The sequence below is a fragment of the uncultured Chitinophaga sp. genome (genome assembly GCF_937874145.1).
Classification (GTDB): Bacteria; Bacteroidota; Bacteroidia; order Chitinophagales; family Chitinophagaceae; genus Chitinophaga.
The window spans coordinates 12,490-27,464 of record NZ_CALNBI010000075.1; the positions used below are offsets into that span (position 1 = coordinate 12,490).

At 56.0% G+C, this 14,975-nt stretch carries 12 protein-coding genes; 8 read left to right on the top strand and 4 right to left on the bottom strand.

Going from position 1 to position 14,975, the window contains the following annotated elements:
- From Q0510_RS03470 to Q0510_RS03485, 4 genes are all read right to left on the bottom strand, one after another.
- Positions 1 to 1,839 carry a RagB/SusD family nutrient uptake outer membrane protein gene (locus Q0510_RS03470; protein ID WP_298708298.1) on the bottom strand — a complete coding sequence of 613 codons (1,839 nt, stop codon included), beginning with the start codon at positions 1,837 to 1,839 and terminating at the stop codon, positions 1 to 3.
- Between the two features lie 14 nt (positions 1,840 to 1,853).
- Positions 1,854 to 5,213, bottom strand: a complete 3,360-nt coding sequence (locus Q0510_RS03475) for a TonB-dependent receptor (protein ID WP_298708300.1) — start codon at positions 5,211 to 5,213, stop codon at positions 1,854 to 1,856.
- Positions 5,214 to 5,467: 254 nt separating this feature from the next.
- Positions 5,468 to 6,673: a FecR family protein gene (locus tag Q0510_RS03480; protein ID WP_298708301.1), complete on the bottom strand. Its 1,206-nt coding sequence runs from the start codon at positions 6,671 to 6,673 to the stop codon at positions 5,468 to 5,470.
- A gap of 94 nt (positions 6,674 to 6,767) precedes the next feature.
- The gene (locus tag Q0510_RS03485; RefSeq protein WP_298708303.1) at positions 6,768 to 7,319 is read right to left on the bottom strand and encodes an RNA polymerase sigma-70 factor; all 552 of its coding nucleotides are present in this window, start codon (positions 7,317 to 7,319) and stop codon (positions 6,768 to 6,770) included.
- Between the two features lie 602 nt (positions 7,320 to 7,921).
- Here Q0510_RS03485 and Q0510_RS03490 point away from each other — a divergent pair.
- The 8 genes from Q0510_RS03490 to Q0510_RS03525 all read left to right on the top strand — a co-directional run.
- Positions 7,922 to 8,410, top strand: coding sequence for a hypothetical protein (locus tag Q0510_RS03490; protein ID WP_298708305.1), 489 nt, complete (start codon positions 7,922 to 7,924; stop codon positions 8,408 to 8,410).
- Between the two features lie 214 nt (positions 8,411 to 8,624).
- Complete coding sequence (locus Q0510_RS03495; RefSeq protein WP_298708307.1) at positions 8,625 to 9,197, top strand: gluconate 2-dehydrogenase subunit 3 family protein; 573 nt, start codon at positions 8,625 to 8,627, stop codon at positions 9,195 to 9,197.
- Between the two features lie 32 nt (positions 9,198 to 9,229).
- On the top strand, positions 9,230 to 10,924 hold the full coding sequence (locus Q0510_RS03500; RefSeq protein ID WP_298708309.1) for a GMC family oxidoreductase: 1,695 nt from the start codon (positions 9,230 to 9,232) through the stop codon (positions 10,922 to 10,924).
- Between the two features lie 72 nt (positions 10,925 to 10,996).
- Complete coding sequence (locus Q0510_RS03505) at positions 10,997 to 12,691, top strand: GMC family oxidoreductase (protein WP_298708311.1); 1,695 nt, start codon at positions 10,997 to 10,999, stop codon at positions 12,689 to 12,691.
- Between the two features lie 203 nt (positions 12,692 to 12,894).
- A complete protein-coding gene (locus Q0510_RS03510) occupies positions 12,895 to 13,335 on the top strand; it encodes a CBS domain-containing protein (protein WP_298708313.1) in 441 nt (146 codons plus the stop codon).
- A 175-nt stretch (positions 13,336 to 13,510) separates the two neighbouring features.
- Positions 13,511 to 13,954 carry an NADH-quinone oxidoreductase subunit A gene (gene ndhC / locus Q0510_RS03515; protein ID WP_298708315.1) on the top strand — a complete coding sequence of 148 codons (444 nt, stop codon included), beginning with the start codon at positions 13,511 to 13,513 and terminating at the stop codon, positions 13,952 to 13,954.
- Positions 13,955 to 13,994: 40 nt separating this feature from the next.
- Positions 13,995 to 14,573: an NADH-quinone oxidoreductase subunit B family protein gene (locus Q0510_RS03520; protein WP_366940983.1), complete on the top strand. Its 579-nt coding sequence runs from the start codon at positions 13,995 to 13,997 to the stop codon at positions 14,571 to 14,573.
- Between the two features lie 34 nt (positions 14,574 to 14,607).
- Positions 14,608 to 14,975, top strand: a 368-nt coding sequence (locus tag Q0510_RS03525) for an MBL fold metallo-hydrolase (RefSeq protein WP_298708319.1), incomplete at its 3' end; no start/stop codon positions are given.

Sequence of the window (14,975 nt, forward strand, 5' to 3'; positions counted from 1 at the left end):
TCAATAACCGGGATTCTGGACGAGCAGCCGGCTGTTCTGGATGTCGTTCAGCGGGATGGGGTAGAGGTACATGGCGCGCGTCCATCCCCGGTTTTCGATCTGGGTGCGTTTGTAGAAGCCGTCCAGCGTGGGGGCGTTCATGTCCATGCCGTAGTATGGCCCGCCCTGTGCGCCTTTGCCCGAGGGGTTTTCGGCGATCATCCAGCGGCGCACGTCGAAGTAACGCTGTCCTTCCCCGGCCAGTTCCACGCGCATCTCGGCACGTACGGCCTCGCGCTGCGCGATCTGGTTGCCCCGGATCTGCGGCTTGATGTCGGCCAGCAGGGGAATGCCCGCGCGCTCGCGTACCTTGTCGATGTATGTGATGATGTTGGGATCGGAAGGCCTTACTTCATTCAGCACTTCGGCATACAACAGGTAAAATTCCGCCAGGCGGTGGATGATGCCCGGACGGTATTCGCTCTTCGGGTTAGAGCCCTGGTTGTATACGCGCTTGCTGAGTTTCTTGTAGAAGATATACCCGGTGCGGGCGTGGTCCTGCACGCTGTTGTCGCTGTTCCCGCCTTTGTTGAACCAGATTTGCTCGTTCCCCACATGCCAGCGCCGCCCGTTGTAGAAGATGGCCTGGTAGAAGCGGGGCTCGCGGTTGACGTACATCCGGAAAGTACCGGGCTGGGTGCGCCCCGTTGCATCGTCTCCGGCTTCAGACATGCCGGTTTCACTGTATTTGGGGGATTCTTCAATGGAAAGGCCGTCGTTCATGAAAAATGCATCTACCAGTTCCTGCGTGGCGGCGATATAACCGGTGGCGTTGCTGCCACCGCGCGCGCCGCGGGGCACCGACCAGCCGTCCACACCACCATTGGGCACCACGCCCCAGTTCACGTCGGAACGGGCGAAGATGATCTCCTTGTTGTATTTCATGTGCAGCTCATACAGGCTTTTGTCGGGGTCGAAAGCGGTGCCCGTCATTTCGCGGTGCAGTGCGTAGTGGCCTGATTCCGCGTAGTCGATGAAAGCTTTTACCGCTTCGAGGGCCTTGTTCCATTTGTCGGGATCGGCGTCGGGGAAGAGCCTCTTGCCGTCTTTATTGGTAACAGCCAGCGCTTCGGAATACCCGCCGTTGAACAGGGGGCTGGCAGCGTACATCATCAGCCTGGCGCGTACTGCCAGCGCAGTGCCCTTGGTGGGAACGGCCAGCATCTCCTGCTTGGTCAGGTCCGGATCTTTCAGTTCCGCGATGCAGGCGGTCAGCTCGTCGTATACGAACTTCACAACTTCATCCACCGAATTCCGCGCGAAATCGAGGTTCTTCCCATTGGGGTCGGCGATTTCCTGCATGATCGTTACCGGGCCGTATAATTCGAACAGGAGATAGTGATAATACGCGCGGAGGAACCGTGCCTGTACTTTCAGTTCTGCCAGTTCGGCGGCATCGATGAAATCGGCAAGCCCCGACGCGGGGATCTCCACGGCATTGGCAAGGAAGATATTGGCTTGGCGGATGTATTGGTACAGCGCCCAGCGGGACCAGCTACCATGGCTGAGCGTGTAAGGCGCCAGGTTGTATTCGGTTACCTGGCGGAGCTTCACCTCGTCGGTCATACGGAGCCAGGGATTGTCGAGCCCGGAAATATCGTTTCGGCTGTAATTGGCGAAATTCGGAATGCCTGCATAAATGTTGCGGTGCCAGCGGCGTACGTCGGCAGGCGTGGAAAAGATTTTTTGCAGGTCGCGGTCTTCGGCCAGTTCCTTTGACACGTCGAGATAGCTTTTATTACAGGAAACGGTGCCGAATGCGGTTGCTGCGATGATCAGTGAGTGGAAAATATACTTCATGTCGGTCGATTCGTTTAAAGGGTGATTTCAAGTCCTGCCGTCCAGGTACTGGGGAGCGGGTAACGGGTGCCGCCGGCGCTGTTGCCCAGTTCGGGGTCGTATACGCCCAGGTGGTCCCACAGCGCTACGTTGTTGCCCATGATATAAATGCGTGCGTTTCTCATTTTCGCGCGCTGGATGAGCTTGCTGTTGAAATTGTAGCCGGCTTCCACGTTTTTGAGGCGGATGAACGAGCCGTCTTTTACCCACCAGGTGTTGGCGGTGTTGGTATTCGCCATTTCGGAAACGCGCAGGCGGGGGAAGAACACGTCCTGGCGAGGGTTTTCCTGCGTCCAGCGGCTGTCAACGATTTCCTGGCGCACATTGCTTTCATCGATTCCCCAATGGAAAGGCATGAAGGCGTTGGACTGGTCGTTGATGTTTACCGAAACGCGCCCTGCGCCCTGGAAGAACACGCTGGCATAAAAACCTTTCCATTCGGCGTTCAGCCCGAAGCCATAAATCAGTTCGGGAACGGTGGGATTGGCGGCGTCTTTTACCCGGTCGAGGTCGTCCACGATGCCGTCGCCGTTCAGATCTTTATACTTGATGTCGCCGGGCATCACCTGGCCTACAAAACGGGTAGGTGCTATGCCGTCTTTCAACTCATAGGTTTTGCTGCCGTCCGGCGCCGTGGTGATATTGAAATCTTCGTCGGAAAACAGCCGTTCGGCAATCAGGAAATTGTTGAGCGCATTCAGCCGGGTGCCTTTCATGTTCATCCAGGGATAGAGCTGGGGTACCTCATCGTATTCGATGATCTTGTTGCGGGCGAGCGTGAGGTTCCCGCGGGCCGACAACACCACTTCTCCCACTTTGTGCCGGAGGTTCACCGACCCGTCGATCCCCTTATTTTCTACGATACCAAAGTTTTGCCAGGGTGCCTGCCGGAAGCCGGCGATGCCCGGGATGGTACGGCGGCGCAGCAAAATATCGGAACGGCGGTTGTCGAAGTAATCCACCTGGAAGTCGATAGCACCGTTGAACAGGGTGACGTCGATGCCGTAATTCTTCTTTACTTCAATTTCCCAGCCCAGCCCTGGTGCAGAGAACCGGTCTTCCACCAGGCCGGTGTTGCCACCCACCGGGTTGAGCGGCCCGCCGGTGCCGATGCCCCAGTTGTATCCCGGTGCGGCAGGCGTGGTAGTGATGTAGGTGGCACGGTACATGAACCGGTTATCGGCGCCGGTATTATCGTTGCCTGTGCGGCCGATGGAGGCGCGCAGCTTCAGGCTATTGACGGTGCGGTGCAGCGATTCGGGGAAGAATGGTTCGTTGGCCACATTCCAGGCCAGTCCTACCGCGGGGAAGAATCCATAACGGTGCCCTTCGGCGAAGTTTTCGCTTCCGGTTATGCCGAAGTTTGCTTCAATTGAATAACGGCTGTCGAATGTGTATACGGTACGTCCGATATATGCCTGCTTGCGGAAGGCCAGCGCGTCGTTATGAATTTGTCTTTCCTTTTGATACGTCAATGCCATGGCGCTGACTACATGTTTGCCGAAGGTGCGGTCGTAGTTGAGCGCAGCTTCCATATAGATGTTCTTATCACCGGTATTTGACTCTACAGGGTCCTGGAAAGGCGTGCCGTTGCTGATCTGCTTGAATTGCAGCTTGCCGTCGGGGTCACGGCCGGTAGCTATAAACGTGGAAGCTGTTTTGAGGCGCGTCATCTTATACATCGTATTGGCATCGTAACTGATGGCGCCACGGATTTTCAGGCCGGGTGTAAGAATATCCAGCTTCTGCTCGATATCCACCCGCGACTGGATGCCCGTTCTCCATTCCTTCTGATACCCCGATTCAACGAGCTGGTTATACGGGTTGAGCTTGTTGGTATTCTGCGTGGGGTGCCCCGCCAGCGTTCCGTCCGAGTACACGGCGGGGAACAGGTGCGGCGGGATGCGGGAGAAGCGCTCGAAGAGGTTGGTGGAGCCGAAGCCGGGATAGTTCGTTTGCAGGTATTGCCCGCTCAGGTCCACGCGAACCAGGGTGGTTTTGGTGACATCCAGGTCGATGTTGCTGCGGAGGTTGTAGCGTTTTACGCCGGCGTTGTTGTTGTAATCGGGGTTCACTTTGTAAAGCCCGCTTTCGGAGAAGTACGCACCGGAAACGAAGAACCGCATGCGGTCGCCGCCGCCCCTGAAGTTGAGCGTGTGGCGGGTGTTGTTGGTATTGTCGCGCATGAGGAGGTCCCACCAGTTGCTGCTGGGATACAGGTCCGGGTCTTCGCCGGACTTATATTTGGCCAGCAATTCGTCGCTGAACTGGGGCTCCCTGCCTTCATTGCGCAGGGCTTCGTTGTATAGGGATAAGTAGTCGTATGAAGAGGCGAAACGCGGGCGGCGGGTAGGTTTTAGCTGGCTGTACTCGCCGCGGTAGGTGATGCGCGTTTTCTGCGACATGCCGCGTTTGGAAGTGATGAGGATAACACCGTTGGCGCCTTCGGCTCCGTACACGGCGGTGGCGGCGGCGTCTTTGAGCAATGTGAAAGTCTCTATTTCGTCGGGCTCGATGTCGTTCATGTTACGCGGAATACCGTCGACCAGCACGAGCGGGCTGGTGCCGCCGGCGAAAGAGCTCACGCCCCTGATCCAGAACTCGGCGTTGTCATATCCCGGCTCGCCGGAACGTTGCACGGCGATGAGGCCGGGAATCTGGCCGGCGAGGTTGTTGGACAGGCTGCGGGTCGGCATCCGGAGCTGCTCGCCTTTGATGGTGCTGATCGAGCTGACGAGGCTGCTTTTCTTCTGCTGCCCGAAACCTACCACCACCACTTCGCCGAGGCCCTTAGTATCGGGCTGCAGCATCACGTCGATGACGCTCCTGCCGGAAACGGGGATCTGTTGCGGGGTGTAGCCGATGAAATTGAATTCCAGCACGGCATTGTCCGGCACATCGAGGATGTAGCGGCCGTTGGCGTCGGTGGCGGTGCCGATGACGGGGCGGCTGTCTTTCACGATGACGGTCACGCCCTGCAGCACGGTGCCTGAGTCGCGCACGGTGCCGCGCACTTCGATATTTTTCCGGGCCGGGGCGGCGGCGGATTTCAGGACGGTGATATTGCGGCCATTGACGCGGAAATCCAGGTCCCGCGCGGGCAGGATGGAGTGGAGGACGCTGAGGACCGGGGTTTCTTTGATGCTGATCGTTACCGGGTCGGCATGGCTGAGCACTTCTTCCCGGTAAAGGAAGTGGTAGCCCGTTTGCTGTTTCATCCGCGAAAAGACTTCCCGCAGGGGCATGTTTTTAACGGAAAGCGTGACGTGTTGCGCCTTTCCGGAAGCAAATACCCCGAGGGAGAAAGTAAAGAGCAGCGCTAGCGTGATCTTCATGGTTCTAAGGATTAGCGGCCCGGCAAAACATGGGCGTGCGGCTCCTGGCCGGCATGTTTTGCCCGCAATTTGGAAATGCATAGATTTACATTGTTAGGATTGAATAATCATTGTGTCATTCTAACGTGGCTTCATGCCCGGGCCGGGAGCGGTGGTGCGCTGCCGGCCTTTTTATGCATGATCATTTCAATAAAGAGTCGTGTACGTGTTTTTTCATGGCTATTTAGATTTGGTGATTGCGTAATTGTTCCCTGTTACTGCTTCCTGGCGGCGCTGACTGTGAGTTCGCTGCCGCTGATATTGAACTGCAGCCCGCTCAGGAGCCGCAATTGTTCCAGCACTTCTCCCAGGCTGGCTTCCCGGCTGATACTCCCGCCGATGCGCATGCGGGTGTCCACCGCTCCTTCGTACGCCACGGTGATGCCATACCATCGCGTCAGCTGCTCCATGACTTCCGCAATGGATTCGTTGCTGAAATAGAAATACCCGTTCTTCCAGGCGGTGGCTTTTTCCATGTCGGCTGGTGAGACCTGCAGCGCGGCGGCGGTGGAAACGGCCTGCTGGCCCGGCTGCAACGCTTTGCTCCCTTTCCTGGCGGCGACGGTCACTTTCCCTGAAACGAGCGTGGTGGCGGTGCGGCCGTGTTGGTAGGCGGAGATGTTGAAAGCCGTGCCGAGCACGTTGATGGTATCGCCTGCTACCTGAACACTGAAAGGCTTTTGCGCATCGGGGGCCACTTCAAAGTACCCTTCCCCACGGAGGGATACGATGCGCTGGCTGCCGGTGAAACGCACCGGGAAGCGGAGCTCCGAAGCCGCGTTGAGCCATACCGCCGTGCCATCGGGCAGTACGATGCGGTAAGTGCCCGCGAGCGGTACGCGGAGCGTGTTGTACAGCGTTTCGCTGCCGGATGCGGTGAGCGCGTTGTATTGCAGCGCGCCGCTGTCGCTGCGCAGGCGGGTGCCGTCTTTTTCTTCGAGCAGGAAGTCGTCTCCCTGCAGCTGGACGGTTTTCCCGTTGGACAGGGTGAGCGTGGCGCGGGAGGTGCCGGGGAGCACGTCGTTCTGATAACCGAAGCGGTCGTCGGGCACGAGGCGTGCGAGGTTGTTGACGGGTTGGCGGGAGGAGAGGAACCAGGCGGTGGCGGCGATCCCGGTGAGGGCGGCCGCGGCGGCCCAGTAGAAGCGTTGGCGGAGGGAGCGTTTGTTACTGGTGTGAATACGTTTGTGGTTGACCTGCTGCCATGCGGCGGGGCTGTTGAACCGGCCGAGGCGGTTGAGCCTTGCTTCGAGTGCGGGGAAGTCGTTGATTTCCGCGAGGAGGCGCTGGCGCGCGGGGGCGTCCATCAGGTGGTCGAGTTCCTGTTGCTCGCCGGCTGTAATAGTGCCCTGGTGCTGCTTCAGCAGCAAAGCGGCGGTTCGGTAAGGTAATTCTCCCCAGTCGGTTGTTGGCTCGGTCATGTCTATACTACACGCAGGAGGTGAAAAAGAATGGAAGGCAATGGCGGAAATTTCAAAGAATTTTTAAAACGCTTTGTTGTTCAACCGATTGCATTCAACGAATAAAGAATAGCAGGAAAACAAACCCTGGCCCCAGGCGCTCCCGGAGCAGGGATAAAGCCCTTTGCTTCTGGCTTTTGACGGTATGGATGGATATCTTCAGTGATTCGGCGATTTCGGTGTTGGAAAGGCCTTCTACATAACTTTTGCGCAGCACGGCGGCGCAGCCTTCGGGCAGCGAGGCCACGGCGGCATGCATGGCCGCCAGCATTTCGGTGCTGATGATGGTTTCGAGGACTTCGGCGGGAGAGAAGGGCTGCTCGCGCAGCTGCTCGTCCTGGTGCCGGTGCACCACCTTCAGGTGGCGGAGGCGGTTGAAGCAGGCGTTGCGGACAACGGCGTAGAGGTAGTTCTTCCGGGCGGTGTCGGTTTCGGGGAGCAGGCCGGAGCGTTCGCACAGGAGCACGAATACGTCCTGCACCACATCTTCGGCAAGTGCTTCGTCGTTCAGATACCGGTATGCAAATTCGCACAGCCGGGGATAATATTGATGGAACAGCGGTTCGATCGCTGCCGAACGCTCATCATGTCCCGGAAATTTCACCATTCCACTGCCTGTTTATCTGGAAACCTCTGATTGGTAACGTGTAATGGCTAAAAATAGCAATTTTCGCAAAACAGGTAGACATTTACCCACTAAATCGTTAAATTTGGCGTTAATATTTATGGAATTAAGAGATTTATTCGGCTATCTTTTCATTCTGGCAGGCGTTATGCAGTTACTTACCGCCTACCTGGTTTTCGCCGGGAACCGGCATTACGTATTAAGATTCGCCAACAGGAAGGTAGGTTCAATAATATATGTTATTTTTGCATTTATATTATTCTACCTGGCATATTATTTTCTGGCATGAATAGGTAAGACAGACTAGATATGAAGCGGTTATTTATTGGTATTTTATCCCTCCTCGGCGCCTATAGTGCGCAAGCACAGCAATCCTTTCTCGAGAATCAGAAACTGTTCCCGAGAGTAGGGGAGGCGTTTCGCGAGAAGGAAGAGAACATAAAAAAGGAATTCGCCAAGAAAGGCATTGCCTGGCCGGCAAAACAGCTTTACATCCGCAGCTTCAAGCTGGACAGCGAGCTGGAGATCTGGGCCCGGAACAACGTCGCCGACACTTTCCCAAGCGCAAAGAAGGCGACCGCCAGGTGCCGGAAGGGTTTTATTACATCAACGATTTCAATCCCAACAGCAGTTTCCACCTCAGCCTCGGCATCAACTACCCGAACTATTCCGATCGCATGCTCAGCGATCAGAAGAAACCGGGCGGGGATATCTATATCCACGGTTCCTGCCTGACGATCGGTTGCATCCCGCTGACGGACGAATATATTTCCGAAGTATACGTGATGGCCGTGCATGCCAAGAACCTGGGCCAGGATTTCATCCCCGTGCATGTGTTCCCGGTGCGCTTCAACAACGCCCGCAGCATGGATTACCTGGGCAGCGTATCGCTCACCGATAACGACGCGCAGAAGTTCTGGCTGAACCTCAAAAATGCATACGATTACTTTGAGAAAACTCGCAAAATGCCCGTGGTGATGGTCAACAGCCAGGGCAAGTACGTATACACCGCTCCCATGCGGGAGCCGGCCGTGGCGCACATCCCTACTACGCGCACGCAAACAACGAACTGATTTTTGTCGCATAAAAAGCTTCACAGCCCCGGCCATCCAGCCGGGGCTTTTTCGTTGGATCGGCACGCGGCGACCGGTGAAAAGTACCAGCCGGCCGGCTATTTATACCCCAATGCGTCATTTTTACACATTATTTTCCCGATGGCGCCCAAATAATTTTGGATTCTCGCATTTTTTTTGGATTTTTCCACAAAGGTCAAATCAATTTACTATTATGAACAGAAGAGATGCCATCAGGAATGTGGCGATACTCATGGGTACCGCTCTTTCCGCTTCCACGTTAGCGGCACTGGAGGGTTGCAAATCCAGGCCTGCCACATATACATTGCAAACGCCTGAAACAAAAGAGCTACTCGCAGAAATCGCCGAAACCATCATCCCCGCCACCAGCACGCCCGGCGCGAAAGCCGCGGGAGTAGGGGACTTCATCGTTACCATGATCAACGACTGCTACGACGAGAAAGCGCAGAAAGTGTTTGAAGCAGGGCTGAACACCGTCAACGAAGAGAGCAAGAAGAAATTCTCCGGCAAAACGTTCATCGAGCTTTCGCCCGAGCAGCGCACCGAGCTCCTGACGGCCATCGACCAGGAGCGCGTGGATTACAACAAGCGCGAAAACAAGAAGAAGGAAGATCCCGTGCACTATTTCCAGTACATGAAGGAACTGACCCTGCTCGGCTATTTCACGTCGGAACCCGGTGCTACGAAGGCGCTTCGCTATGTGGCCGTTCCCGGCCGCTACGAAGGCTGCGTTCCCTACAACAAAGGCGACCGCGCCTGGGCTTAATCCGTATTCCACATTTCAAAAACTGAAACATCATGAACCTGAACATAAAAGCGCAGGACCAGCATACGTTTGACGCCATCGTGATCGGATCCGGCGTAAGCGGCGGATGGGCTGCCAAAGAGCTGACCGAAAAAGGACTTAAAGTACTCATGCTCGAACGCGGCCACAACCTCGAACACGGCAAGTACGAAACCGCCACCAAAAATCCCTGGGAATTCGAGCACCGCGGCCGCATCACGCAGGACCAGCGCCAGTCGCACGAAAAACTCTCCCGCGATTACCCTTACTCCGAGCACAACGAAAAATACTGGATCAACGACAGCCAGTCGCCCTACCAGGAAGATAAGCGCTTCGACTGGTACCGTCCCGATATCGTGGGCGGCAAATCCATCATGTGGGGCCGCCAGAGCTACCGCTGGAGCGACCTCGACTTCGAAGCCAACGCAAAAGACGGGCACGGTATCGACTGGCCCATCCGATATAAAGACATCCAGCCCTGGTACGAGTACGTGGAGAAATTCGTAGGGATCTCCGGTTCCGTCGAAAATCTTCCCCAGCTGCCCGATTCTATCTTCATGCCCGCCATGGAAATGAACTGCGTGGAGAAAGACGTGAAAGCCAAAGTGGAAGCATCTTTCGCAGGCCGCAAGATGATCATGGGCCGAGTAGCCAATATCACCAAGCCCCTGCCCGGCCGTACCAACTGCCAGTTCCGCAACCTGTGCAGCCGCGGCTGTCCGTTCGGAGGCTACTTCTCCACACAATCCTCGACGCTCCCCGCCGCCGTTGCCACCGGCAACCTCACGCTGCGCCCCGATTCCATCGTGAACAGCCTTATCTACGACGATAAAGCGGGCAAAGCCACCGGCGTGCGCGTGATCGACAAGAACTCCAAGGAAATGATCGAGTTTTACGCCAAGATCATTTTCGTAAACGGTTCCACCCTCGGTTCCACTTTCGTGCTGATGAACTCCATCAGCAGCCGCTTCCCCAACGGTTTCGGCAACGACAGCGGCGTGCTGGGCAAATACCTGATGGACCACCACTTCCGCACCGGAGCATCCGGCACCGTGGAAGGGTACGACGATAAATATTTCTACGGCCGCCGTCCCAACGGGCTGTACATCCCCCGCTACCGCAACATCGGCAACGACAAGCGCGATTACGTTCGTGGCTTCGGCTACCAGGGTGGCGCTTCCCGCAGCGGATGGAGCCGCGGCATCGCGGAAATGGGCGTGGGTAAAGACTTTAAGGAAATGCTCACCGAGCCCGGCAAATGGAGCATGGGCATCGGCGGCTTTGGCGAATGCCTGCCGTACGAAGACAACTACGTAACGCTCGACCAGTCGGTGAAGGACGCATGGGGCCAGCCCACGCTGCGCTTCCATGCAGAGTTTAAGGAGAACGAAGCGAAGATGCGGAAAGACATGGCGAACGACGCCGCCGAAATGCTGGAAGCAGCCGGCGTGAAGAACGTGAAAACGTACGACAACGGCTCCTGGCCCGGTATGGCGATCCACGAAATGGGCACAGCAAGGATGGGCCGCGATCCGAAAACGTCAATTCTCAACGAATTCAACCAGGTGCATGGCGCGAAGAACGTATTCGTAACGGATGGCGCGGCGATGACTTCCGCTTCCTGCGTGAACCCCTCGCTCACTTACATGGCGCTGACTGCCCGCGCAGCCGATCATGCCGTGAAAGAACTGAAGAAAGGTAACATCTGATAAGAACAAAGGCATAACTATCAGGAAAAGCCGCGTTCTGTGCGGCTTTTCCTGTTTTAAACCCACGCTACAATGAATTTGAACACGAAGGCCGCTGCCGCAAATACCTACGATGCCATCGTGGTAGGTTCGGGCATCAGCGGCGGCTGGGCAGCCAAGGAGCTGTGCGAAAAAGGGCTCAAAACCCTCGTGCTGGAAAGAGGCCGGAACGTAGAACACATCAAGGATTACACCACCGCCAACTGGGCGCCCTGGGAATTCCCGCATCCCGGGAAGATGACGACCGAAATGCAGGAGAATTATCCCATCCAGAGCCGGTGTTACAATTTCGATGAAGCCACGAAACACTTTTGGGTGAACGATAAGGAAAATCCTTACAACGAGATCAAACCCTTCAACTGGCTGCGCGGCAACCACGTGGGCGGGCGTTCCCTTACCTGGGGCCGCCAGGTGTACCGCTGGAGCGATATCGATTTCGAGGCAAATGCGAAAGACGGGCATGGGGTGGATTGGCCGGTTCGTTATAAGGATATTGCACCCTGGTACAGTTATGTCGAGAAATACATCGGCATCAGCGGTCAGGCCGAAAACCTTCCCCAGCTGCCGGATGGCGAGTTCCTGAAGGCGATGGAGATGAACTGCCTTGAAAAGCATGTGGCTGCGCGCATCAAGGAGAAGTATGCCGACCGCATTATGACCATCGGGCGTTGCGCGCACGTAACCGAAGCGCACAACGGGAGAGGGCCCTGCCAGTACAGGGACCAGTGCGGAAGGGGCTGTCCGTTCACGGGTTATTTCAGCAGCAACGGCGTAACGCTTCCTGCGGCCGCGAAAACCGGCAACCTCACGCTGCGGCCGTTTTCCATCGTGCTGGAGATCCTGTACGATGAAGGAACGCAGAAAGCGACGGGTGTGCGGATCATGGATGCGGAAACGAAGGAAGTGATGGAATACCACGCGAAGATCGTGTTCATCAATGCGTCTACACTCGGCACCACGGCGATCCTGCTCAATTCCGTCAGCAACCGCTTCCCGAACGGGTTCGGCAACGACAGCGACCAGGTGGGGCGCAACCTGATGGATCACCACTTCGGCGTGAGCGCGTGGGGTAATTTCGAGGGGTTCGAAGACCAGTATGTGTATGGCCGCAGGGCGAATGGGATTTATATTCCCCGTTTCCGCAATATCGGCGGCAAGACCAACCGCACCGATTATGTGCGCGGATATGGCTACCAGGGCGGCGCTTCGCGCGGAAGGGGATCTTCGTTCGAGGGCATCGGCGTGCAGCTGAAGGAAGCGAACCTGGAGCCGGGCAAATGGAGCATGTGGATCGGCGCATGGGGCGAGCATCTGCCGTATGCGGATAATACCGTGCGGCTGAATAAAACGAAAACCGACAAATGGGGGCTTCCCACTTTGGATATCGATTGTTCGTTCCGCGATAATGAAATGGCGATGCGGAAAGATATGCTGGAGAGTGCGAAGGAGATACTGGAAGCGGCCGGGTTGTCGGACGTAGGGGGTGGCGACAGCATGCCGCCTCCGGGGCATTGTATCCATGAGATGGGAACCGCGCGCATGGGGCGTGACCCGAAAACCTCCGTGCTCAATGCTTTCAACCAGGTGCATGCGGCGAAGAACGTGTTCATTACCGACGGCGCCTGCATGACTTCTTCGGCCTGCCAGAATCCTTCGATTACTTATATGGCGCTGACGGCGCGGGCGGTGGATCATGGAGTGGGAGAGCTGAAGAAGGGGAATATCTGATGTTACCGGAAGGGCCGTTGCAGTGGGGGTAACATCCTAATAAAAATTTGCACGTATAAACGATTATTTGGTAGCGGGAAAACAGCTGTACGCAAAATTGTTGGCGGCTTTTTTCCCGCTTCTTTTTGATTTTACCGATTAATTAGGTTAACTTAAAGTAGGTTTTTCGCACACGTTATTGTTAAACTTAAATTCAGCTTACCATGGGGAGAGTCAGAGACATCTTGGTGGGCAAAGGTCACGCAGTTTACTCCGTACATCCGGACAGCACCGTTTATGAAGCCCTTAAAGTATTGGTGGACCGGAATGTTGGTGCCCTCACCGTAGTCGATAATGAACATTTTATGGGCATTTTTTCCGAGCGCGATTATGCGCGCCGGGTGATTTTGAAAGGACGCGCGTCGAAGGAGACGACGATCCGCGAGATCATGACCGAGCATCCGATCACCGTCAATGATGACGAGACGATCGAGAACTGCATGTGCAAGATGACCGATAAAAGAATCCGGCATTTGCCGGTGGTGGATGCCGGCGGAAGGCTGATCGGCATTGTCTCCATCGGGGATGTAGTGAAGTATATCATGGACGAACAGAAACACATCATTGAAAACCTGGAGTGCTATATTACCGGCACGCATCATTAAGGACTAGTTACGACATTTATCAGGCAGCCACATCCCCGGCGTTGTTTATTGTTTTATGGCCTGCATCTGACGGATGCGAGGAGGTGGATTTCGATTGATAACAATACAACAACAACAGGATTCCCTCCATCGACCCATCCGGAAAACCCGCAGATGAACCCGTAAAACAACTGTTATGCAACCGACCTGGCCGTTCCTTGTATTTGGCGCCATTGTACTCGTGTTGGTACTGGCGATCCTGGGTCTGTCCTACCTGCTGGGCCAGCGCCATAAAGACCGCTCTACGGGCGAAGCTTATGAGGCCGGTATTCTTTCTACCGGCTCCGCGCGTCTCCGCTTCCCGTCCCAATTTTACCTTGTAGCCATGTTGTTTGTGATCTTCGACATCGAGACCGTTTTCGTGATCTCCTGGGCCATTGCGTTCGGGGAGCTCGGTTGGCCGGGGTTCATCGGCGTGTCGGTTTTTATCGCCATCCTGCTGGCCGTATTGGTCTATGAATGGCGAAACGGCGCGCTGGACTTCGGGCCCGACGGCAAGAAGATCCTGAAGGCGTTCCGGAAGATGAAACAATCTTCTCTTCAACCCAAAAACGAAACGCATGAAGTGGTGGTTAACTGAACCGAAAGAAGCTGCGCCCAGCAGCAACGGGAATTACTCCATGGAAGCGTCCGTCGGGCAAAGCGTGATGCTCACTTCCGTTGAGCGCCTCGTTGCATGGGGCCGCAAAAACAGCATGTGGCCTTTCCATTTCGGGTTGTCGTGCTGCTTCGTGGAAATGGCCACGGGCATGACGCCCAAGTACGACCTGGCGCGCTTCGGCGCCGAAGTGATCCGCGGAACTCCCCGTGAAGCCGATGTGATGATCATCGCGGGAACGGTATTTATCAAAATGGCGCCTATCATCCAGCGGCTGTACGAACAGATGATGGAGCCGCGCTGGGTAATTTCCATGGGCAGCTGTGCAAATTCCGGCGGGATGTATGATATTTACAGCGTGGTGCAGGGCGTGGATAAATTCCTGCCGGTGGATGTATACGTTCCCGGATGCCCGCCGCGCCCCGATGCATTCATGCACGGCCTGCTGCTGCTGCAGGAATCGGTAGGGAAGGAGCTGCGCCCCCTCAGCTGGACCATCGGGGACCAGGGCGTGATCAGGCCCGAAAAAGAATCGATGAAAGACCGCTTCCGCGAGAAGCGGCAAAATATGACCGAATTTAAGACGCCGGACGAGATCTGAAAGGGATCGCCGCAACCTGTTAAATCCATCATGCATGAGTATCCGAAGGATCACCGAGAATGTCTATGAACTCAACCTGGGTAAGTCGAACGCTTTTCTGATCGACGATGAAAAGCTGACGCTCATAGACACGGGAGAGCCCGACCGCAGCGGCCAGATCCTGGAACTGCTCGCATCCATCGGCCGGGAGCCGGATGATTTGAAACACATCCTGCTCACCCACAGCCACCCGGACCATTCCGGCAGCGCTGCCGACCTGAAGGCGATCACCGGGGCCAAAGTGTACATGCATGCGGCAGAGAAAAAATGGGTAGAAGCAGGATTCGTGCCCAAGCCGGAGCATCCCCATTTTACCGGGATGGTCAACCGGCTCATCTACCAGCTGTTCATCGCCAAGGCACC

Bases quoted from the DNA above. Each gene is read 5' to 3' on its own strand.
- ndhC (WP_298708315.1), top strand. From the start codon at position 13,511: ATGCAACCGACCTGGCCGTTCCTTGTATTTGGCGCCATTGTACTCGTG.
- Q0510_RS03495 (WP_298708307.1), top strand. From the start codon at position 8,625: ATGAACAGAAGAGATGCCATCAGGAATGTGGCGATACTCATGGGTACC.
- Q0510_RS03510 (WP_298708313.1), top strand. From the start codon at position 12,895: ATGGGGAGAGTCAGAGACATCTTGGTGGGCAAAGGTCACGCAGTTTAC.
- Q0510_RS03480 (WP_298708301.1), bottom strand. From the start codon at position 6,673: ATGACCGAGCCAACAACCGACTGGGGAGAATTACCTTACCGAACCGCC.
- Q0510_RS03520 (WP_366940983.1), top strand. From the start codon at position 13,995: ATGGAAGCGTCCGTCGGGCAAAGCGTGATGCTCACTTCCGTTGAGCGC.
- Q0510_RS03505 (WP_298708311.1), top strand. From the start codon at position 10,997: ATGAATTTGAACACGAAGGCCGCTGCCGCAAATACCTACGATGCCATC.
- Q0510_RS03470 (WP_298708298.1), bottom strand. From the start codon at position 1,839: ATGAAGTATATTTTCCACTCACTGATCATCGCAGCAACCGCATTCGGC.
- Q0510_RS03475 (WP_298708300.1), bottom strand. From the start codon at position 5,213: ATGAAGATCACGCTAGCGCTGCTCTTTACTTTCTCCCTCGGGGTATTT.
- Q0510_RS03485 (WP_298708303.1), bottom strand. From the start codon at position 7,319: ATGGTGAAATTTCCGGGACATGATGAGCGTTCGGCAGCGATCGAACCG.
- Q0510_RS03500 (WP_298708309.1), top strand. From the start codon at position 9,230: ATGAACCTGAACATAAAAGCGCAGGACCAGCATACGTTTGACGCCATC.